Annotated in this window: 20 protein-coding genes; 14 read left to right on the top strand and 6 right to left on the bottom strand. The window is 65.5% G+C overall.

Annotated features, from left to right (window positions below; genetic code table 11):
- Positions 1-2,572 (bottom strand): exodeoxyribonuclease V subunit gamma (gene recC, locus VL52_RS20600; RefSeq protein WP_046158806.1); only part of this gene is annotated, 2,572 nt, incomplete at its 3' end.
- 249 nt (positions 2,573-2,821) lie between these two features.
- On the opposite strand from recC, the gene VL52_RS20595 reads away from it, so the two are divergent.
- From VL52_RS20595 to VL52_RS20550, 10 genes are all read left to right on the top strand, one after another.
- Entirely contained in the window at positions 2,822-3,205 is a 384-nt protein-coding gene (locus VL52_RS20595; protein WP_046158802.1) for a SirB2 family protein, read from the top strand.
- Between the two features lie 103 nt (positions 3,206-3,308).
- Positions 3,309-3,740 carry a type IV pilin protein gene (locus tag VL52_RS20590; RefSeq protein WP_046158801.1) on the top strand — a complete coding sequence of 144 codons (432 nt, stop codon included), beginning with the start codon at positions 3,309-3,311 and terminating at the stop codon, positions 3,738-3,740.
- Between the two features lie 5 nt (positions 3,741-3,745).
- Positions 3,746-4,252, top strand: coding sequence for a GspH/FimT family protein (locus VL52_RS23570; protein ID WP_160298974.1), 507 nt, complete (start codon positions 3,746-3,748; stop codon positions 4,250-4,252).
- Entirely contained in the window at positions 4,243-4,836 is a 594-nt protein-coding gene (locus VL52_RS20580; RefSeq protein ID WP_046158800.1) for a prepilin-type N-terminal cleavage/methylation domain-containing protein, read from the top strand. The genes VL52_RS23570 and VL52_RS20580 overlap by 10 nt, the downstream gene beginning before the upstream one ends.
- A complete protein-coding gene (locus tag VL52_RS25100) occupies positions 4,833-6,629 on the top strand; it encodes a DUF4097 family beta strand repeat-containing protein (protein WP_046158799.1) in 1,797 nt (598 codons plus the stop codon). The genes VL52_RS20580 and VL52_RS25100 overlap by 4 nt, the downstream gene beginning before the upstream one ends.
- Positions 6,626-6,979, top strand: a complete 354-nt coding sequence (locus VL52_RS25095) for a type IV pilus modification PilV family protein (protein ID WP_046158798.1) — start codon at positions 6,626-6,628, stop codon at positions 6,977-6,979. Before VL52_RS25100 ends, VL52_RS25095 begins: the two co-directional genes overlap by 4 nt.
- Before the next feature lie 87 nt (positions 6,980-7,066).
- The gene (gene ubiU / locus VL52_RS20565; protein ID WP_046158797.1) at positions 7,067-8,083 is read left to right on the top strand and encodes a ubiquinone anaerobic biosynthesis protein UbiU; all 1,017 of its coding nucleotides are present in this window, start codon (positions 7,067-7,069) and stop codon (positions 8,081-8,083) included.
- 20 nt (positions 8,084-8,103) lie between these two features.
- Positions 8,104-9,027, top strand: coding sequence for a U32 family peptidase (locus VL52_RS20560; RefSeq protein WP_046158804.1), 924 nt, complete (start codon positions 8,104-8,106; stop codon positions 9,025-9,027).
- Positions 9,027-9,455: a ubiquinone anaerobic biosynthesis accessory factor UbiT gene (gene ubiT, locus VL52_RS20555; RefSeq protein ID WP_021475639.1), complete on the top strand. Its 429-nt coding sequence runs from the start codon at positions 9,027-9,029 to the stop codon at positions 9,453-9,455. Before VL52_RS20560 ends, ubiT begins: the two co-directional genes overlap by 1 nt.
- A 68-nt stretch (positions 9,456-9,523) precedes the next feature.
- A complete protein-coding gene (locus VL52_RS20550; RefSeq protein WP_052729441.1) occupies positions 9,524-10,279 on the top strand; it encodes a GGDEF domain-containing protein in 756 nt (251 codons plus the stop codon).
- Between the two features lie 48 nt (positions 10,280-10,327).
- Here the strand turns inward: VL52_RS20550 and VL52_RS20545 are convergent, their stop codons facing one another.
- On the bottom strand, positions 10,328-11,299 hold the full coding sequence (locus VL52_RS20545; RefSeq protein WP_046158796.1) for a LysR family transcriptional regulator: 972 nt from the start codon (positions 11,297-11,299) through the stop codon (positions 10,328-10,330).
- Positions 11,300-11,939: 640 nt separating this feature from the next.
- Here VL52_RS20545 and VL52_RS20540 point away from each other — a divergent pair.
- Positions 11,940-12,800 (top strand): LuxR family transcriptional regulator, encoded by an 861-nt coding sequence (locus tag VL52_RS20540; RefSeq protein WP_081665865.1) that lies wholly within the window; start codon positions 11,940-11,942, stop codon positions 12,798-12,800.
- On the opposite strand, the gene VL52_RS24195 is transcribed toward VL52_RS20540, so the two are convergent.
- Positions 12,721-13,374, bottom strand: a complete 654-nt coding sequence (locus VL52_RS24195; protein ID WP_082107354.1) for an acyl-homoserine-lactone synthase — start codon at positions 13,372-13,374, stop codon at positions 12,721-12,723. The two genes, VL52_RS20540 and VL52_RS24195, sit on opposite strands and share 80 nt — an antisense overlap.
- Before the next feature lie 197 nt (positions 13,375-13,571).
- Here VL52_RS24195 and VL52_RS20535 point away from each other — a divergent pair, with 197 nt between their 5' ends.
- Positions 13,572-14,927, top strand: coding sequence for an aldehyde dehydrogenase family protein (locus tag VL52_RS20535; RefSeq protein WP_046158795.1), 1,356 nt, complete (start codon positions 13,572-13,574; stop codon positions 14,925-14,927).
- Between the two features lie 55 nt (positions 14,928-14,982).
- Here the strand turns inward: VL52_RS20535 and VL52_RS20530 are convergent, their stop codons facing one another.
- The 3 genes from VL52_RS20530 to VL52_RS20520 all read right to left on the bottom strand — a co-directional run bounded on the left by VL52_RS20530 (position 14,983) and on the right by VL52_RS20520 (position 17,622).
- Entirely contained in the window at positions 14,983-16,428 is a 1,446-nt protein-coding gene (locus VL52_RS20530) for a hypothetical protein (protein ID WP_046158794.1), read from the bottom strand.
- Between the two features lie 77 nt (positions 16,429-16,505).
- A complete protein-coding gene (locus tag VL52_RS20525; protein ID WP_046158793.1) occupies positions 16,506-17,240 on the bottom strand; it encodes a GNAT family N-acetyltransferase in 735 nt (244 codons plus the stop codon).
- Positions 17,230-17,622 carry a rhodanese-like domain-containing protein gene (locus VL52_RS20520; protein WP_046158792.1) on the bottom strand — a complete coding sequence of 131 codons (393 nt, stop codon included), beginning with the start codon at positions 17,620-17,622 and terminating at the stop codon, positions 17,230-17,232. The genes VL52_RS20525 and VL52_RS20520 overlap by 11 nt, the downstream gene beginning before the upstream one ends.
- A 94-nt stretch (positions 17,623-17,716) precedes the next feature.
- Between VL52_RS20520 and pdxR the strand changes: the two genes are divergently transcribed.
- Both pdxR and VL52_RS20510 read left to right on the top strand, forming a co-directional pair.
- Positions 17,717-19,171 carry a MocR-like pyridoxine biosynthesis transcription factor PdxR gene (gene pdxR, locus VL52_RS20515; protein ID WP_046158791.1) on the top strand — a complete coding sequence of 485 codons (1,455 nt, stop codon included), beginning with the start codon at positions 17,717-17,719 and terminating at the stop codon, positions 19,169-19,171.
- Positions 19,168-19,665 carry a 2-thiouracil desulfurase family protein gene (locus VL52_RS20510; RefSeq protein ID WP_046158790.1) on the top strand — a complete coding sequence of 166 codons (498 nt, stop codon included), beginning with the start codon at positions 19,168-19,170 and terminating at the stop codon, positions 19,663-19,665. Before pdxR ends, VL52_RS20510 begins: the two co-directional genes overlap by 4 nt.
- The last annotated feature ends 74 nt before the right edge of the window (positions 19,666-19,739 follow it).

Here is a 19,739-nt window from a genome sequence, read left to right as displayed (position 1 = left end):
CCTGGCCCAGCTCCCCGCAGGGCAGCAAGCCGGCGGCGGCCACCCGCTGCCGCACCGGCGCCGACGGCTTGCGGTGCAGCATCGCCTCCACCAGCTGGCGGCGCAGCGCGTGGCTGGCGTCGCGCTCCATCGCGAACGGCTCCCGCGCCGGCTGCGCCTCGTCGCGGTAGGCGACGCGCAGCGCCAGCCGGTCGGCCAGCCAGGCCCGCGCCGGGTTCTGCCAAAAGCGGATGAAATCGTGCAGATTGACCACCGTCGCCGCCGCCTCGTCCGGCAGCGGCGCGACGAAAGGGGCGGGTTCGGCAGCCGGCGCGGCCAGCGCGGCGGCGAAAGCCGGCTCGAAGCTGGCCAGCCGCGCGTCGCCGCCGTCGAACGATTTGGGCGAGAACGGCTGCAGCGGATGGCGCAGCGTCAGCCGCGCCGCCATATCCTCGCCGCACATCGCCGACAGCGTGTCCAGCAGCTCCGACACCAGCGGCGACGGCGGCAAGGGCTCGCCGCTGCGCGCCGACTGGCCGACATAAGAGAGATACAGCCGGCCGCGGGCGGACAGGATGGCCTCCAAGAACAAGTAGCGGTCGTCGAAGCGGCGCGAACGGTCGCCGCGGCGCGGATTGCGCGCCACCAGGTCGAAGCTGACCGGCCGCTCGTCGCGCGGATAGGCGCCGTCGTTCATGCCTACCAGGCACAGCGCCTGGAACGGTATCGAGCGCATCGGCACCATCGCGCAGAAGGTCACGCCGCCGGACAGAAAGCCCTGCGCCGACGACAGCGACAGCTTGCGCAGCAGCCAGTCGCGCGCCACCGACAGGCCCACCGGCTGGCCGAAGCCGGCCAGATCGGCGTCTCCGGCCAGCTCGGCGAAGGTTTCCCACAGCAGCTCCAGCGCCGCCTCGTCGTCGCCATCGGCCAGGAACAGGCTGTCGCAAGCCAGGTGGAAGCGCTGCGCCCACTGCTGCGGCGAAGCCGGCGTCGACCATTCGCCGGCCAACGCGTCCAGCGCGTCGTAGAAATCGGCGAAACGCGCCAGCGCCTCGCCCAGCTGGCCCTGGGCGGCGGTGTGCGGCAGCAGGCCGGCGAACAGTCCGGCGTCGTCCCCGGCCAGCGCCGGCGGCAGCACGGTGCCCAACAGCAGGCGGTCCAGCCCCCAGCGCCAGGTGTAGGCGGCTTCGGCCGGCAGGCCCAGCGAAGCCTTGTGCGCGGCGTCCCGCCCCCAGCGGATGCCGGCGTCGCGCACCCAGTCCTGGATGAAGGCGAGGTCGGCGTCGGCCAGGTCGAAGCGCGCCAGCAGCGCCGGGCAATCCAGCAGCGCCAGCACTTCGTCGGCGGCGAAGCGGGAATCGGCCAGCTTCAAGGCGGCGGCGAAAGTGGACAGCAGCGGCTGCTCGCGCTCGACACGGCGGTCGGCGATGCTGTACGGGATATTGGGCGCGTCGTCGCGGCGGCCGAACACCGCGTCGATGTACGGGGCGTAGGCGTTGATGTCCGGCGTCAGCACCGCCACGTCGGCCGGGCTGAGCTTGGGGTCGGCGGCGAACATCGCCAGCAGCCGGTCCTTCAACGCCTCCAGCTCGCGCATCGGGCCATGGCAGGCGTGCACCTCCACCGAATCGTCGGCCGGGTCGGAAGGCCGCGGCAATTGCGATGGATCGTTGAGCTCCAGGATGTCGCGCTGCAGCCGGGCCAGCAGGCTGGCGCCCTTGGGCGCGGCGAACAGCGGCTTGGCGTCCAGTTCGGCGTCCTCGGCGATCAGCTCGAAAAAGTCGCGCCCCTGCTTGCCCAGCGACGACAGCAAGGGATGGCCCTGGGTGGCGAACAGGTCGCCGGCTTGCCTGAGCTTCAGCATCCGGCGCGCGTCGACGATGTCGCCCCAGTAGGCCTCGCACGGGTTCAGCGTGAACAGGCAGACGTCGGTCAGTTCGGCCAGGCGCTTGACCAGCGCCAGATACATCGGCGCCAGGCTGGCGATGCCGAACAGCGTCACCCTCGGCGGCAGGTGCTCGGGTTTCAGCTCGGAGAAAAACTGGTCCAGCATCCGCACCCGGTGGCGGCCCGGATCGCTTTCGGCCAGCTGCCGCCACAACGCGGCCTGCCAAGCCTCGTCCTCGCCCAGGCCCAATAGCTCGTCGGCCTCCCAGGCGCGGATCCAGTCCGGGCGGAACACCAGGTACTGGTCGAAGATGTCGGCGATCTTGCCGGCCAGCTCGAAAGCCGCGGCCTCGCCGCCTTCCAGGTAATGCAGCACCGGACCGAACGGCTCGCCCTCCAGCGTCGGCAGCAGCGCCAGCAGCCGCCAGGCCAGCACCTCGGGCACGAAGGCCGACTTGCGCGGCAGTTCCGGCATCACCAGCTGCATCAGCCGCCAGGCGAAGGCCGCCGGCAGCGCGAAATCGATATTGGCGGCGATGCCGGCCTTGCGCGCCACGTCCAGCGTGATCCAGCGCCCCATGCCGCGGCTTTGCACGATCACGGTCTCCGCCGCGAACGGATCGGCCAGCGGCATCGCCTGGGTCATGCCGCAGAACAGCTCGCCCAGTTGCTCGAGACGATTGGATTGATAAAGAAACAGCATGGAATGGAGTGCGCGCGCCTGGATGCGGATATGGCCGGATTGTAGCATCGCGCGGCGGCCGGCCGGGGAACCGGCGGCGATTGACGCCCATCAATGCCCGCCCCGCGCGGATGACATTCAATACGCCGATGATGATGACATTTCGTTTTTCCGCCCCGCCGCCCCGCGCCGCGCTCGCTACAAAACGCCGGCCGCGCCGTGTACCATGGCCGGCATCGGCGCGCTGCGCGCCTCAACCGTCGGACCGCCATGTATCCCTATCTGATCGTCAAGCACGCCCACATGGGCTTCGCCTATCTGTCCATCCTGCTGTTCGCCGCCCGCGGCGCGCTGGTGCTGGGCGGCCGCGGCCACTTGCTGCAGAACAAGCCGCTGCGCATTCTGCCGCACGTGATCGACACCCTGCTGCTGGCCTGTGCCATCGCGCTGGTGGTGATGGGCGGCTGGCCCATTCTGCAGAGCCCCTGGCTGCTGGCCAAGATCGCCGGCCTGGTCGCCTACGTGGCCCTGGGCACCATCGCGCTGCGCGGCTCCACGCCGCGGCGCCGCGCGGCGGCCTTCATCGCCGCCTTGCTCGCGGTGATCTACATCGTGCTGGTGGCCAAAACCAAACTGGTCATGCCGCTGCTCTGATCGGTCTCGCCGGCTTGACTGCGCCGGCCGCGGCTTCTAGGACACAGTAGGGACGCGCGATGCAGCCCTTTATCCCGTCCCTGCCCCCGGAGTCCGCCGCCAGATGATCAGCGACCTTCCCGCCTCCCTCCGAACCCGCGGTTTTTCGCTGCTGGAGCTGTTGATCGCGCTGGCGGTGGTGGCCATCCTGGCGGGCATCGCCATCCCCTCCTACCAGAGCCATATGCAGCGCAGCCGCCGCAGCGACGCGCTGGACGCCTTGTACCAGCTGCAGCAGGCGCAAATACGCTATCGGGGCTTTCACGCCGAATACGCCTCGCGACTGGCGGACCTGAAAACGCCCTACGCCAGCGGCGTCAGCGCCCAAAAGCATTACCAGTTGGAAACCGGAACCGGCAGCAAGCCCGCGTCCGACTTCTACGTCCAGGCCACGGCCAAACCCGGCGGCGCCCAGGCCGGGGACCGCGACTGCCAGACCATCACGCTCACCCAGCGGCAGCAGACGGTCAGCCTGACGCCGCCCGCCTGTTGGTGACGATGATGCGCGGCGAGCAGCGAGGCGTCACCCTGATCGAGCTCCTGGTGGTGCTGGTCCTGGCTTTGGCGCTGTTGACCCAGGCGCTGCCGGCGCTGGGCCGCTGGATCGCGCGCCAGCAGCTGCAAGGCGCGCTGGACGACATCGACCGCGGGCTGCAACTGGCGCGCAAGAGCGCCGCCACCCGGCAGAAAAAGATCTGGGTGACCTTCCGCCGCGACGGCGCCGCCTGGCTGCTGCGGGTATCGGAGAGCGACGCGAAGGACCCATGCGACACCGCCCGCGACTTGCTGTGCGTCGGCAGCGCCGAGCATGCCGGCATCGCGCTGGACATGGCCGATCCGCTGCCGCTGCAGCTGGTTTTCACGCCGCTGCGCGGCCTGCCGGAAACCCCTGGCGGCGCCATGATCGGCGGACTGCGGCTGCGGCTCAGCCGCTCCGGCTGCCAGCCGGCGGATCTGCAGTTGCTGCCCACCGGCCTGGTCATCGTCGGCGAGGCCAGATGCCCATGAGACCGGCGCGCGGCATCAGCCTGCTGGAGCTGTTGATCAGCATGACCATCGGCCTGCTGCTGCTGCTGGTGGTGTCCGGCCTGCTGGTCAGCCTGCTGGGAGAGCAAAGCCGCGAACGCCGCCAGGCGCAGCTGGGCGCGATGATGGACGCGTCGCTGTCGCTGATCGCGATGGATCTTCGCCGCGCCGGCTTCTGGAACGGTTCCGGCGCGGAGGAAGACAATCCCTACCGCGAACTGTTCATCGAGCGAGACGGAAGCTGCCTGCTCTACGGCTACGATAATCCGACCACGCCCGCCGCCGCGCCCGAGCGCCGTTATTTCGCCTTCCGCCTGGAAGGGCAGCGCATCCAGCGGCGCAGCAGCGACAAGGCCGGCTGGAGCTGCTCCGCCAGCAGCGGCTGGGACGACCTGAGCAAACCCGGCATCGGCGTCGTCGACGCGCTGCGCTTCAGCCCGGAAGCCGGCGGCGACGCGATCGGCATCGCCGTCAGCGCCCGCGCCGCCAACGGCACGGAGGAGGAAAAGCTGGACATCCACACCAGCGTGACGCTGCGCAATCACCCCAAAGTGGCGGCAAGATGAGCCGCCGCCACGCCGGGCTCGCCACGCTGTTCGCGGTGCTGACGCTGCTGGCGATCGCCAGCCTGGTGTTGCTGGCGGCCTCGCGCCAGCTGGTGCTGATCCACGCCAACGCGCAAAACCAGCATCGCTACCACCAGGCGCTGGACAACGCCGAGGAGGGCCTGCGCCAAGGCAGCCAGGCGCTGGCAAACGGCCAGCCACTCCCGGCGGATAACGACCGCTTCTCGCTCACACAGCAGGCTATCCCCCCGGACCGGATGCGGCTGCGCAGCACCGGCAACTACGACGGCCATCGCGTCACCGTGCAGCGGGACTTCCTCCAGAGCGGCAACCAGGGCGGATCGAGCAGCGCGCTGACTCTGGTCGGCAACCTGGAGCTGAGCGGCGCCATCAACCTGATCGGCGACAAGCCGGTGGAAATGACGGTGGACGGCGCGGTGACGCTGAGCGGCTCGGTAGACGGCATCGCCACCCTGCAAAGCACCGGCGACATCATCGTCACCGGATCGCAAACCATCAATACCCTGTACTCCAACGGCAATATCGAACTGGGAAACGGCCGCTACCAGACGGTGAAGGCGCTCGGCAACCTGACGCTGCGCGGCGACGCGGCGATCGGCGCGCTGGCGCGGGTCAACGGCAAGGCCGCCTTCCTCAACAGCCCGAGCGTCGCGCCGGCAGTGGCTCGGGCCGAGGTGAAGGGCGACGTGGACATCGCGATGGGCGGCGCCCGCTTTGGCCAGCTGGATGCAGAGGGCAAGGTCGACATCCGCCAGATCGGCGCGCTGGACGCGCTGCGCGCCGAAGGCCGCCTGAGCGTGCAGGGCTGGGGCGCGCCCATCGCCGCCACCGTCGCCGGCGCCGCCAGCTACAACGCGGGCAATCCCGACATTCGCATCGCGTTCCAGCCCGGCCTGAAACTGAATCTGCAGCCGTTGCCGCCGCTGGAAGTGAAACGTCCGCGCCTGGACGCCTACGACTACCGCGGCCAGGCCCACTACGTGTTCACCCATGCCGCCGACGGCGGCGTGCGGGTGACGGTGCGCAAGGTCCACGGCCTGGCCGACGGCGAATACCGGCTGGGCCGGGACCCGGACAACCGGCTGCCCAACTACTTGTGCAGAACCGCCGACGCCAGCGGCGTCTGCCGCGCGCCGGCGACGCTGATCTGCAAGGGGCATTCCCCGCAGAACGACTGCTTCGCCGGCGGCCGCCCAGGCCAATGGAAGCTGGACGGCGTCACCTTCGCGCCCGGCGTGTTGTGGTTCGACGGCGACCTGGAGGTTGGCAACGGCACCTACCACAACACCTTCATCGCCAGCGGCAACATCGCCACCAGCGGCCAGCACGTCAGCTACGCGGTCAATTACGCCGGCGCGATCGGCATCTGCGCCAATGTCGACTTCCCCAGCCTCTATCCGGAAGACGACTGCCGCGGCGGCGCGTTCAAGGGCCGGCCGGTGGGCAACGCGGTGTTGCTGGCCGGCGGCTACGTCGACAAGCGCTTCCATGGCGGCGACATCACGCTGGGCTCGTCCAGCCGGGTGTTCGGCAATGTCTGGGCCGGCAACCAGCTGTTTTCCAGCGGCAGCACCACGATACACGGCTACGTCAGCGCGCTGGCCCAGTCCGGCGGCCAGGGCGCGCGGCCGCACCAATGGGGCGCCAGCACCACGATAGACCTGCGCGGACTGCCCGACTCGTTCCGGCCGGACGCCCCGCCCGACAGCGGCGGCGGCCAGAACGGCGGCGGCCGTTTCAAAGCGCTGCCCTACAGCTGGATGGACACATGAAGACCCGAGCCCCGCGCGGTTTCACCTTGCTGGAAATGATGATCAGCCTCTTGGTGCTGGCCGTCGGCGCGCTGGGCCTGCTGCGGCTGGAAACCCAGCTGCTGCACAGTCAGATCGCCGCCAACGATTACAACACCGCCACCAATCTGGCCCAGGCGGCGCTGGAGCAGCGGAAAACCGGCAAGCCCGCCGACTGCCGCCAGGGCAGTTACGCGCCGGCCGCCGCCAGCGGCACCCTGGCCCGGTTCCGCTGCCGCGGCAACGATAGCGGCCCCACCGCCCGGGTGGACGTGAACTGGACCGATAGCGAGGGCGAAAGCCTCACCCTGAGCCTGACCGCTCCGAAATAGCGCGCCCGGCGCTCCTTGACCCAAAACAAGGGCGGCCGGACGCCCATCTGCTACTGTCCCCGCATTTCCCCTACCCGTGATTATCCGATGCCAGCCAGTCAGCAACTGCCGGAACTGGTGTGTCCGGCGGGCAGCCTGCCCGCGCTCAAGGCCGCCGTCGACCATGGCGCCGACACCGTCTACTTCGGCCTGAAAAACGACACCAACGCCCGCAACTTCGCCGGCCTCAATTTCGACGAACACACCGCCCGCGTCGGCATCCGCTACGCGCATGACCGCGGCCGCCAGGTGCTGATGGCGATCAACACCTACGCCCAGGGCGGCGACATCAGCCGCTGGCGCCGGGCGGTGGACCAGGCCGCCGACCTCGGCGTCGACGCCGTGATCCTGGCCGACCTGGGCCTGCTCGACTACGCCAGCCGCCACCATCCCGCGCTGCGGCTGCACTTGTCGGTGCAGGGCTCGGCCACCAACCACGAGGCGATCCGCCTCGCCCATGAGCTGTTCGGCGTGCGCCGCGCGGTGCTGCCGCGGGTGCTGACCCTGGAGCAGGTCAAGAAAGTGATCGAGCAAAGCCCGGTAGAAATAGAAGTATTCGGCTTCGGCAGCCTGTGCGTGATGGTGGAGGGCCGCTGCCTGCTGTCCAGCTACGCCACCGGCGAATCGCCGAACAGCCACGGCGTCTGCTCGCCGGCCAAGTACGTGCAGTGGCAGAACACGCCGTCCAGCCTGGACGCGCGCCTGTCCGGCATCCTGATCGACCAATACGGCCTGGACCAGCCCGCCGGCTACCCAACGCTGTGCAAGGGCCGCTTCGACGTGCAGGGCGATACCTATTACGCACTGGAGGAGCCCACCAGCCTCAATGTGCTGGCGGTGCTACCGCAGTTGCTGGACATGGGCGTGGCCGCGATCAAGATCGAAGGCCGCCAGCGCAGCCCGGCCTACGTCGCCCAGGTGACGAGGGCGCTGCGCGAGGCGCTGGACGCCGCCGGCCGCGAGCGGCACCGCTTCATGGTGCTGCCTGCCTGGCAACAGGCGCTGAACAAGGTGGCCGAAGGACGCCAGCAGACGCTGGGCGCCTATGACCGGCCATGGAAATGAGCCGCCGCATGGATACCCGCATGAATCCCATTCCCATGAAACTGTCGCTCGGTCCGGTGTTGTTCTTCTGGAGCCGCGACGACATCCTCCGCTTTTACGCCGAAGCCGCCGAGTGGCCGCTGGATACCCTGTACCTGGGCGAAGTGGTATGCGGCCGCCGCCAGCAGCTGCGCAGCCAGGACTGGATTTCGCTGGCCGCCGATCTCGCCTCGACCGGCCGCGAGGTGGTGCTGTCCTGCCAGGCGCTGATCGAGAGCGAGTCCGATCTCAAGCGGCTGCGCAAGATGGTCGACAACGGCCAGCTGGCGATCGAGGCCAACGACCTCGGCGCGGTGCGGCTGGCCAATGAAAAGAAGCTGCCCTTCGTCGCCGGCGCCCATCTGAACATTTACAACGCCGACACGCTGGCGCTGATGCGCCGCCTGGGCGCCTACCGCTGGCTGCCGCCGGTGGAAATGGGCCGCGACACGTTGGCCGCGCTGCTGGAAGCCGCCCGCGGCCAGCAGCTGGAAATCGATACCGAAGTGTTCGCCTGGGGACGGTTGCCGCTGGCGCTGTCCTCGCGCTGCTTCACCGCCCGCCATTACAACCTGAACAAGGATGACTGCCAGTTCCGCTGCCTGGAGCATCCCGACGGCCTCAGGCTGGACACTCGCGAAGGGCAGCCCTTCCTCGCCATCAACGGCATCCAGACCATGTCCGACGGCTGCCACGCGCTGCTGCCGCGCCTGGAAGAGCTGCACGCCGCCGGCGCGGGCCGGGCGCGGATCAGTCCGCAGGCGCAAGGCACCGAAGCCGTAGTTCAGGCCTTCCGCCAGCGGCTGGATGGTCAAGACGGCTCCGGCTCGCTGCTGGACGGCCTGCGCGCCCAGGCCCCTGGCGAACTCGTAGACGGTTACTGGCGCGGCCAGGCCGGCATCCAAGCGCTGGAGGAGACCCACTGATGCGCGTTCCAGAATTGACCTTCCCGGCCGCCGGCGCCCGGCTGTTGTCGCGGCTGCCCTCCGCGCCGCCCAGCCGGCTGCTGGCCGCCGCCCTGAATCTGCTGAAGAAACGCGGCGTGCTGCCGGTGGACATGGCGCTGCTGGACGGCAAACGCTTCGAGGTTCACGTCAAGGATGCCGGATTGCGGCTGGGCTTCGCCGCCAGCGGCGACGCCTTCGTCGCCAGCCGCGGCGAGCCTGATTTGCGCCTGGCAGCCAACGGCTGCGACTTCGCCCGCATGATGCTGCGCGAGGAAGACCCGGACACGCTGTTCTTCCAGCGCAAGCTCTCCATTGAAGGCGATACCGAGCTGGGCCTGATCATCAAGAACCTGCTGGACAGCGTGGACTGGAGCCAGACGCCGCTGGCGCGAATGATGGCGGCCTGAGCGACCGCTTGCCCCGGCCTGCGGGATGGGCTAGCAAGAAAATAGTCCGCCACCCACGCAGGGGCACCATGAATCCCTGGCCGTTCAGCGCCCGCCGCATACGCAAGGAACTGACCCTGATCCTGCTGCTCAATCTGGGCTGCTATCTGCTGTTCATTCACTGGGATCTGTTCGAAAAGCTGGACATCTGGCTGCACCAGCACCCGGCCTCGCAACTGGACGAGGTGCTGCTGCTCAGCTTCACGCTGGCGCTGTCCATGACCTGGTTCGCCATCCGCCGGCTGCGGGAAGCTCGCCAGCTGCTGAAAGCGCTGCGCCGCCAGGCCGAGCGAGACGACATCACCGGCCTGGCCAACCGCCGGCGCGCCAACCAGGCGCTGCAGCGAGAAACCGAGCGCAGCTGCCGCTCGGGCCGCCGCTACTCGGTTCTGCTGATCGATCTCGACCACTTCAAGCACATCAACGACAGCCATGGCCATCTGGTCGGCGACAAGGTACTGCAGCGCTTCGGCCAGGTGCTGCGCCAGCGGGCGCGCCAGCTGGACACCATCGCCCGCTGGGGCGGAGAGGAATTCATCATCGTCTGCCCGGAAACCGAGCAGGACGGCGCGCTGGCGCTGGCCGAAAGCATCAGCCAGCTGCTGCGCGAAACCGACTTCGATCCGGCGCTCCGCGTCACCGCCAGCATAGGCGTGGCGACCCTGGCCGACGACGACACGCCAGACAGCCTGGTCCACCGCGCCGACATCTGCCTGTACGCCGCCAAGCAAGCAGGCCGGGACCAAGTGGTGGGAGAAAACCATTCCCCCGCCACGCTGCCATGAAAAAACCGGCGCCGCGGCGCCGGTTTTCTTCGCATGGGGAAAGGCTGCTCAGAGCACGCCCACGCTCTGTTGCAAAGCGCTGCGCTTGGCCGACAGATCCAATCCCGGCAGATCCGCCATGATGTCCGGATGGTCCGCCAGCTTCTCCACCACGTAATCGACGAAAACGCGGGTACGCGGCGCGATATGGTCGCGGTGCGGGAAGCAAATGTAGATGGAACGCTCCAGCGACACCATGTCGGTCAGCACCGGCTCCAGCTCGCCGCTGCGGATCAGGTGCACCACCTCGTGGCCCGGCAGCTGCGCGACGCCCATGCCCAGACGAGCCAGTTCGGCCACCGCCTCCATGTCGTTCAGTGTATAGGTGCCGTTCACCTCCAGCGGAATGCGCTCGCCCTTGCGGTCGAACTCCCACTTGAACAGGCGACCGGAAGTCGGAAACTGGAAGTTGATGCAATCGTAGCCGCTCAGCTCCTCGGGAGCGGACGGCCGGCCGTGGCGGTCCCAATATTCGGGAGAGGCCACCACGTACAGAGGCATCTGCGCCAGATTGCGCGCCACCATGCGGCTGTCCGGCATCATGCCGGTACGGACGCCGACATCGTAGCCATCCTCGATCAAATCGCTGAAATGGTCATCCAGGCCGAAGAACACCCTGATCTTGGGGTAGCGTTCGCAAAACTCTCCCATGATGGGCAAGATGAAGCGGCGGCCAAAGGAGTTGGGCATGCTGACGCGCAGATGGCCGGCCGGCTCGTCGCGGCTGGCTTTCAACTGGTTGATCGCCGAATCCAGATTGTTGACCGGACCGCGGCACTGCGCGTAGAAGCGCCGGCCGTCTTCGGTCAAAGTCAACTGGCGGGTAGTGCGATTGAACAACCGCACCTCCAGTTCCTGCTCCAAGCGGGCAATGCTCTGGCTGATCGCGGCCGGCGAGACGCCGAGCTTGCGCGCGGCATCGGAAAAACTGCCGTTCTCGGCTGTGGTCATGAAGACCATGAGTGCTTTTAAGGTATCCATAAGCGGGGCGATTCCTGAAGCGATCCATGCTGTTTTGCCTGATTGATTGGTCTGGCGAGCAGTCGGATCGTTCACAGAATTGAAGCTATTTATTAAAACAGCTTACATCAATTCTGCATGATATTAAAGAATATAGTTTAATCTCATATACTATCCACCACTTTGGCCGCGTCGACTGCCTACCCTACATCCCCGATGTTTGACAGCCGCGTCCTCGAACGGGCACCGCTGGCTTATCAATTATTTTATGCGATCCAATTATGCGCTTTAAAGCGTTCGCTTGCCAGAATTTATTAGTCATTGCTTACAATTTATGACATTGAAGTGAAGGTGAAATGCGACATCCTCACTCATCGCAACGTCAGGCGCATCTTGCAAAATAAATATAAGCAAAGCATTATTTGCAGACAAATCATGCCCTTGTCATCGCAGATGCAAATCAATTTCATCGTTTTTACAATTATAAAAAAGTCAAATTCTTTTCCCCTCCCGGCATGTTTCTATTTGTAACGAATGCCGTTATGACAAACAAAATGATGAATTATCAGTAATTTTCCTAGGATTCATGCTCTTACAAATTTGGTATACTCAATGACGAAAAAGCAACAATTCATATGAATTCAAATCCGCAGGGTCTTACATGCAACAAGCATGTGGGGTACTATCTGCGGCACACAGAACCAAGAACAAGGAAGACCCGCTCATGGTGACTTCAAAACCCATCAATGCAAGACCGCTCCCGGCCGGACTCACCGCGTCGCAGCAATGGACATTGCTGGAGTGGATTCACATGGCCGGGCACATCGAAACCGAAGGCGAGCTCAAGGCCTTCCTGGACAACATCCTGACCCAGGCCCCGTCGGACCGCATCATTCTGGTCCTCGGCCGCCTGAACAACCAGAACCAGATCCAGCGCATGGAAAAGGTGCTGAACGTCAGCTACCCGTCTGACTGGCTCGACCAGTACTCTCAGGAAAACTTCGCCCAGCACGACCCGATCATGCGCATCCATCTGGGCCAGGGGCCGGTGATCTGGGAGGAGCGCTTCAGCCGCGCCAAGGGCGCGGAGGAAAAACGCTTCATCGCTGAAGCCTCCAGCAACGGCATGGCCAGCGGAATCACCTTCAGCGCGGCGTCCGATCGCAACAACGTCGGCAGCATCCTATCTCTCGGCGGCAAGGAACCCAGCCGCAACGCGGCGCTGGTTGCCATGCTGAATTGCCTGACGCCCCATCTGCACCAAGCCGCGGTCCGCATCGCGAATCTGCCGCCAGCTTCTCCCAGCAATATGCCGCTGTCGCAACGGGAATACGACATCTTCCACTGGATGAGCCGCGGCAAGACCAACTGGGAAATCGCCACCATCCTCAACATCAGCGAGAGGACGGTGAAGTTTCACGTCGCTAACGTGATCCGCAAGCTCAATGCGAATAATCGTACTCATGCCATAGTTCTTGGCATGCACTTGGCGATGACACCCCGCGATTTAGTGAACGGATAAGCTCCGTTTTCGCCTGCCCCCAGTCCAGCAGACCAGTCATAGACATCACCCCGCCATCCAGAGGGCGGGGGATGCCCACGGGTACGATGGGGAAGCCCATCATCACCAATCGCCGGTAAAACACCGGCTCCACCACGAAATACATCCAGCGCACGCCGCGTACTTGCGACCAGAGCCACGCCCCCAAGTACAACAGCCTGGCCGCCATGATGGATTCGCGCGCGCCAAGCACGCTCCGGTCCACCGCCAGACGGGTGATTTCCGAATACTCGCATCCCTTGCCTATTCGCTCGCCAGGCGCCAGCAATCGCGAGAACTCCACCTCCAGCATGAAAGGATGGTCCCCCGTCGTCAGGCGTATCGCGCCGACAACCTGGCCCCCGCGAGACAACATCAGATTGTCAGAAAAGTCATCGTACGCGTCCCTATCGAAGCCATCCTCGCATAAAGGCACCCACTGCAGCTGCTCGCGAAAGATCCTGTGTCGGAATGCCCACAGCTGTTTCATCCTGGATTCGGTATTCGCCCATTCCAGTACCAGTCCATCTTGACTCAGCGGAAAAAATTCTTTCATTTCAACCTCCTATTATTGGTTCGTATAGGCAGGAGAAATGTAAGACCAGACCGAAATAACTGAATCTGACAAATAGGACAGGAAAATTTGATGAAATTTTGTCTAGCGAATGCGCAGAAACCACAATCAAATCCAACCCAAATCGTCATCCCATCCATGATTTTTTGTTACATTAAGGTCTTTGCCCTCCTCTGATCATGACCGCCTTCACCAGTTGCAATCCCTCTTCCGGCGAAGTCTGCTTCACCCGTTCCTCCTGGAACATGCCGGCCCTGGAACAAAGCCTGCGACAGTTGCGAACCGCTCAAAGCGGCTGGGCCGCCCAAGGAGTGGAGCAACGCGCCGCGGCGCTGCTGCGCCTGGCGGACCTGCTGTCCCAGCAACGTGAAGCGCTGGCGGATCTGGTGACGCTGGAGGTGGGCAAACGCACGCCGGAGTGCCTCGCGGAGATAGACAAGTCAGCGCAACTGATTCGCTATTACGCGGAACTGGCGCCGGAACTGCTGCGGTCGCTGAACATCCCCACCCAGGCCAGTCGCAGCGGCGTAGCCTTCGAGCCTCTGGGCCTGGTGCTCGCGGTCATGCCCTGGAACTATCCGGTATGGCAGGTGCTCCGCTTTGCGATCCCTGCGCTGATGTCGGGCAATGCCTGCTTGGTTAAGCCGGCGCCGTCGGTTCCGCAATGCAGCCAGTTGCTGCTGGACATCGTCCGGCAAGCCGGCATCCATGTCCTGGACATGGCCTGGATCGAAACCGAGCTGGTGGAAGAGGCGATCCGCCAATGCGACGCCGTCGCCTTCACCGGCTCCACCCAGACCGGACGCGTGATCGCCTCGCTGGCCGGCCGGCACCTGAAGAAAACCGTGCTCGAACTGGGCGGCAGCAACCCCTTCATCGTGCTAGCCGACGCCGACGTCCAGGCCGCCGCGCGCGACGCTGCCAATTCCCGCTTCCGAGACGCCGGCCAGAGCTGCAACGCCGCCAAGCGGATGATCGTGGTACCTGAAATCGCCGATGCCTTCGTCAGCGCCTTCTGCGCCGAGGCGGCCAAGCTGCGCGCCGGCGATCCGCGCGATCCGGCCACCACCTTGTCGCCATTGACCCGGGCCGACCTGAGGGAAGCGCTGCACGCCCAGGTGCTGGACGCCTGCCACCACGGCGCCGAACTGAAGCTGGGCGGACAGATGCCCCACACGCCGGGCTTCTACTATCCCGCCACCGTGCTGGACCGCGTCAATCCCAGCTGCCGCATCTACCACGAAGAAGTGTTCGGCCCGGTGGCCGGCATCCTGCGCGCCGCGGATGAGGCCGACGCGATTCGACTGGCCAACGACACCCCGTTTGGCCTGGGCGCCAGCATCTACAGCGCCGACAATGACCGCGCCTGGACGCTGGCCCGCCAGATCGAAGCCGGCAGCGTATTCGTCAACCGCCACACCAGTTCCGATCTGCGGCTGCCCTTCGGCGGCGTCAAGGCCTCCGGCTATGGCCGCGAGCTGTCCGAATTCGGCCTGTACGAATTCGTCAACGTCAAAACCTACTGGCAGAAGTAGCCGGACAAAAGAAAAAGGGGCCAATGGCCCCTTTCTGTTTTTCGCAACCCGCCGCTCAATGCAGCCGCGCCACGCTTTGCGACAGCGGAATGCCCGCCTCTTTCAGGCAATCGGCCAGATCGCGCCAGCACGCGTCGCGATCGGGCGCCACATCCGGCACCACCAGCCACGGCACGCGGGCGGCGACTTCATCGCTGCCCTTCAGCCTCAGGCCCACTTCGTAGCCCTGGATCTCCGGCTGGTATTCCGCCACCGCCTCCAGCTTCTCGATGCCGCCCTGGCTGGTCGCCAGCAAGGCCACCGATATGCCCAGCCGCTTGCGGTTCCAGGCGCGCATGCCGCTGGACAGCGCCTCCCACCACGGCAGCGGTGCGAACAGCTCGGCCTCGCCGTATTCCATCTCGGCGGCGACCGCCTGCTGAACCAGCGGCATCGATGCGTCCAGCGCGCGGCGCGCCAGGCGGCGCGCTCGTTCCGGCGGTAGGGCGCCGCGTTCCACCAGGAAGGGGATCCAGCTCATCACCAACTGCGGCTCGACCGTCTTGCGCGCCGCGTCGAAAGTGGCGCGCGACGATTCCGGGTCCAACGGCGCGAAATCGCAGCCGGCATCCATCACCGGCGCCAGTTGCACCAGGTCCTGGCAGGCGCGCTCATTCAGCATGTCCACGGTGAACAGCGTCGGCGAAATCCACAGAATGGATTTTTCCGGCACCTCCAGCGCGTCGGCCAGCGCCACCTCCAGCGATTCCAACCGCGGGAAGTGCCACCAGACGCCGCCCTGGCTGCGGGAAAACGCGAACGGCAGCGCCCACAGCTCGAACGACATCACATTGCCATCCTTGCGCATCACCTCGGGAAAGGCCACCGCGTCGCGCGCGCTGTTCACCAGCAGCTGGCGCGCCGCCGGCTCTGCCCCCAATGACAGCTGCGCCTCGGTGAACACCGCTTGGTCGCCGGCCAACAACGCCATTTGCACCGCTGCCGCCAACTGCGCGCCCTCCATCGGCTTGCCTACCGCCTGGCGCGCCTGCTCCGCCAGCTTGCCTACCGCCAGCTGCCGCTCCGCCGGCGGCAGCGGCTTGGTCGGCCCGATGCGCATTTCGCGCGGCTCCGGACCGGCGGCGTCGCGATCGGCATAGGCCTTGTGCAAGCGCTGGTAGACGCGCATCGCCTCGTCGCAGATATCCTGCAGCTCGCCGACGCTGGGCTCGATTTCGTCGTAGAAATTGAAGTCGAATAGCCTCAAACGCAGATTGCAGACATAGATGGTGAGGCTTTCCTCCTCGTCATACAGCATCGCGCTCGCGAGGCCATCGCGTTCGCGGCCAGGGAAGTCGGTATCGTCATTGCCCACCAGGCGGCAGACAAAGGCGGGAGATTCGGTATGCATCAGGTACTCGGCGCCCTCCAAACCCTGCTCGTCAACGGCATCGCCGAAAATGAAGCGGTTGGGCAGGTAGGGTTCGCCCCGAATACGGGCATTGCGCGGCAGGGATTTCATCAGGCGACACTATCTACGTTTACAAGCACCTATTGTAGCGCCGCCATCCTCTGGCTTGAAGCCTGCCGCGCGATTTACTACCGCGCCGCAACAATCCTCGCCAAACTGGTCCGTTGCCGGCCGCCGGCATCGAAGTTGCCCTCATGCAGCCAGGCTTCAAGCGCCACCCGGCGCGCCGGCCACTCATGGTCCAGGATGGAAAACCAGGCCGTATCACGGTTGCGCCCCTTGTTGACGCGGGCCTGACGGAACAGACCTTCGAAGGTGAAGCCCAAACGCAAGGCGGCCTGCACCGACGGCGCGTTCTGCGCGTCGCATTTCCATTCGTAACGGCGGTAGCCAAGCTCGAACGCATTGCGCATCATCAGATACATCGCCTCGGTGGCCAGCCGGCTGCGCTGCAGGCGAGGCGAAAAATTGAGAAAACCCACCTCGATGCTGCCATCAGCCGGCGCGATGCGCAGATAGCTGCACAGGCCGATCGCCGCGTCGTCGCGCGCGTCGACGATCGCGTAGAACTGCGGGTCGTCTAGCGCCTCGTTCGCCGCCACCCATTGCTGCCAGTCTTCCAAACGGAAAAACGGGCCGTGGCTGAGATAGGTCCAGTTCGCGCCGCCCGGCATCCGATGCAGCTCGTCGAACAACTGCGCGCCATGGCGCCCCAGGCTCAACGGCTCCACCCGGCAATAGCATCCGGCCAACAGGCTGCGCGGCGGATGCCGCGCCCCCTCCCACTCAACCGGCATGCCTACCATCTGGCCATTCGCGTTCGCTTCCGCCGGCTGCGCCAGCGCATCCCAATCAGCACGCATCGCACACCTCCTTGCCGCAACCAGCATCGCGGGTGGTGGCGTAGCCGTCGCGCCTCCACCAATCCAGGCCGCCCTGCAGCTCCTTCACCTTGAATCCCAGCTTCGCCAGCTTCAGCGCACCCTTGGTCGAGCCGTTGCAACCGATTCCGTCACAGAACGCCACCAGCGTGATATCCCGCGGCAGGTCGGCGGTGCTTTCCATCGTCATCAGCCGGTGCGGATGGCTGAGCGCGCCGGGGATGGTTTCATGGCCGAATGCTTCGGCGCTGCGGGTATCGATCAGAAGCAGCGAGCGGCCACCTTCCGCCAGCGCTTGCGCCACATCGGCGGCATCGATCTCGTAAGCCAGCTTGGCTTCGTAAAACTCCTGTTGGCTGATCATGGAGCCTGTCCTTCTGCGTGCATGGAATACTGTTATGCTAAGTTCAAAGTCATCACCAGAAAAGCTCCACTTAAGCCAATTTAATGGAACCACTTTGAGCAATGATTGGATAGTCGATTACCTGCAGCCCCGGCTGACGCGCAATGGCCCCGAGCATTTGTCGCGCCAGCTCTATCGACAGCTGCGCGAATTGATACGCTTGCACCGGCTGGCCGGCGGCAGCGCTCTGCCCGCCAGCCGCGCGCTGGCGCAGACACTGCGGCTGGGCCGCAATACCGTGCTTTCCGCCTATGATCAGCTTGCGGCCGAAGGCTATCTGGAAAGCCGTCACGGATCGGGCACCTATGTCTGCGACGCCTTCGGCGACGCAGCGCCCCAACCCGCCAACGCCGATACGCTCCCGCGCCAGCTTTCCCTCCGCGGCCAAGCCCTGGCCAATGCCAGCCGTTTGCCTGCCCGCAAGCTCGGCGCCTTCGTGCCGGGCCAACCCGAACTGGGGCTCTTTCCCCACAAGCAATGGCAACAATGCTTGAGCCGGCGGCAACGGAGCGCGCCGCTGGCATGGCTGCACTATCAGCATCAAGGCGGATTGCCCGAGTTGCGCGCCATCCTCAGCCAATACCTGCATTTGACGCGATCGGTCCGCTGCCAATCGGAACAGGTCGTCATCGTTCCCGGCGCCCAAAGCGCGCTGACCTTGCTGGCCCAGCTGCTGGCCGAGCCCGGAGACACCGCCTGGATTGAAGAGCCCGGCTATACCGGAGCGCAGGCCGCCATGCTGGCCGCGGGCCTGCGCTGCCAGGCCATCCGCGTTGATTCGCAGGGGCTGTTTCCGGATCCGGCAGCCGATCCGCCGCGCCTCATCTATGCCACGCCCGCCCACCAGTACCCGACCGGCGCGGTGATGAGCCTGCCGCGACGGCTGGAGCTGCTGGCGCAGGCCCGCCGCCACGACAGCTGGATCGTGGAGGATGATTACGATGGCGAATTCTGCTACGCCTCGGCGCCCCTGGCCGCGCTGCAAAGCCTGGATCAGGATGGCCGCGTGATCTATGTCGGCACCTTCAGCAAAGTGATGTTCCCCGGACTGAAGCTGGCCTACCTGGTGCTGCCGGCCGAACTGGTCGATCCCTACCGCCGCTGCCAGGCCAGGCTGCAAGGCGAGGGCAGTTACCTCCAGCAGGCCGCGGTGGCCGACTTCATCGAGCAAGGCCACTTCGCCCGCCATATCCGGCATATGCGCGAGCTGTACCAGCGGCGTCAGCAACTGCTGCGGCACGCATTGGAACAACGCCTCGGCTCGGCTCTTCCCCTGCATGGCGGCGATGCCGGCATGCATCTGCTGGCGGAACTGCCGGATGGTTTCGATGAGTGGGAACTGCAAGCGGCTGCGGCGGAGCGCCAGCTGTGGCTGCGCCCGCTGGCCCGCCATTTTCTGGATACACCCTATCGCAACGGACTGGTATTGGGTTATGCCGGCATCGCCGACCACGCGATGCGCCCCGCCGTGCAACAATTGGCGGACTTGCTGGAAACGAGACTGAAATGACAAAACCGACGCTGCTGGTCAGCGCCTGCCTGCTGGGACAGCCCGTACGCTACGATGGCCAATCCAAACCGTTGTCCAGCCCGCGATGGACAACCTTGAGGCAACGCTTCGACCTGATTCCCGTCTGTCCGGAATGCCTGGGCGGGCTACCCACCCCCAGGCCCGCCGCCGAGATTGTCGGAGGAAACGGCGGCGATGCCTTGGCCGGCGTGGCTCGCATCCAGAGCGCAGACGGCGATGACGTCAGCGCCGCCTTCATCGCCGGCGCGGAGCGCACCCTGAATGCGGCCCTGCAGCATGGCTGCGCCCAGGCACTGCTCAAAGCCAACAGCCCCTCCTGCGGCAACCGCCGGATTTACGACGGCAGTTTTTCAGCCACGCTGCGCGATGGACAGGGCGTAGCCGCCAGCCTGCTGGAACGAAATGGCATCGCCGTCTGGAATGAAACCGAAATCGACAGCCTGCTAGATCCCGAGCCACCGCAAGCAGTTTGACTGCCCGGCAAGATCCCAGTCGCCAACCGCTCGAGCGGATGCGGTGCCCGCAAAGACCATCCAGAAAGGCCAAA

Source organism: Chromobacterium vaccinii, assembly GCF_000971335.1.
Taxonomy (GTDB): Bacteria; Pseudomonadota; Gammaproteobacteria; order Burkholderiales; family Chromobacteriaceae; genus Chromobacterium; species Chromobacterium vaccinii.
This window is presented reverse-complemented; position numbering and strand designations above follow the sequence as displayed.

What these genes read in the sequence shown, in the direction of transcription:
- VL52_RS20545 (WP_046158796.1), bottom strand. Translation starts at nt 11,299, where the DNA reads ATGGATACCTTAAAAGCACTCATGGTCTTCATGACCACAGCCGAGAAC.
- VL52_RS20520 (WP_046158792.1), bottom strand. Translation starts at nt 17,622, where the DNA reads ATGATCAGCCAACAGGAGTTTTACGAAGCCAAGCTGGCTTACGAGATC.
- VL52_RS20595 (WP_046158802.1), top strand. Translation starts at nt 2,822, where the DNA reads ATGTATCCCTATCTGATCGTCAAGCACGCCCACATGGGCTTCGCCTAT.
- ubiT (WP_021475639.1), top strand. Translation starts at nt 9,027, where the DNA reads ATGCGCGTTCCAGAATTGACCTTCCCGGCCGCCGGCGCCCGGCTGTTG.
- ubiU (WP_046158797.1), top strand. Translation starts at nt 7,067, where the DNA reads ATGCCAGCCAGTCAGCAACTGCCGGAACTGGTGTGTCCGGCGGGCAGC.
- VL52_RS20510 (WP_046158790.1), top strand. Translation starts at nt 19,168, where the DNA reads ATGACAAAACCGACGCTGCTGGTCAGCGCCTGCCTGCTGGGACAGCCC.
- VL52_RS24195 (WP_082107354.1), bottom strand. Translation starts at nt 13,374, where the DNA reads ATGAAAGAATTTTTTCCGCTGAGTCAAGATGGACTGGTACTGGAATGG.
- VL52_RS20535 (WP_046158795.1), top strand. Translation starts at nt 13,572, where the DNA reads ATGACCGCCTTCACCAGTTGCAATCCCTCTTCCGGCGAAGTCTGCTTC.
- VL52_RS25095 (WP_046158798.1), top strand. Translation starts at nt 6,626, where the DNA reads ATGAAGACCCGAGCCCCGCGCGGTTTCACCTTGCTGGAAATGATGATC.
- VL52_RS20530 (WP_046158794.1), bottom strand. Translation starts at nt 16,428, where the DNA reads ATGAAATCCCTGCCGCGCAATGCCCGTATTCGGGGCGAACCCTACCTG.
- VL52_RS25100 (WP_046158799.1), top strand. Translation starts at nt 4,833, where the DNA reads ATGAGCCGCCGCCACGCCGGGCTCGCCACGCTGTTCGCGGTGCTGACG.
- VL52_RS20525 (WP_046158793.1), bottom strand. Translation starts at nt 17,240, where the DNA reads ATGCGTGCTGATTGGGATGCGCTGGCGCAGCCGGCGGAAGCGAACGCG.
- VL52_RS20560 (WP_046158804.1), top strand. Translation starts at nt 8,104, where the DNA reads ATGAATCCCATTCCCATGAAACTGTCGCTCGGTCCGGTGTTGTTCTTC.
- VL52_RS20540 (WP_081665865.1), top strand. Translation starts at nt 11,940, where the DNA reads ATGCAACAAGCATGTGGGGTACTATCTGCGGCACACAGAACCAAGAAC.
- VL52_RS20580 (WP_046158800.1), top strand. Translation starts at nt 4,243, where the DNA reads ATGCCCATGAGACCGGCGCGCGGCATCAGCCTGCTGGAGCTGTTGATC.
- VL52_RS20590 (WP_046158801.1), top strand. Translation starts at nt 3,309, where the DNA reads ATGATCAGCGACCTTCCCGCCTCCCTCCGAACCCGCGGTTTTTCGCTG.
- VL52_RS23570 (WP_160298974.1), top strand. Translation starts at nt 3,746, where the DNA reads ATGCGCGGCGAGCAGCGAGGCGTCACCCTGATCGAGCTCCTGGTGGTG.
- VL52_RS20550 (WP_052729441.1), top strand. Translation starts at nt 9,524, where the DNA reads ATGAATCCCTGGCCGTTCAGCGCCCGCCGCATACGCAAGGAACTGACC.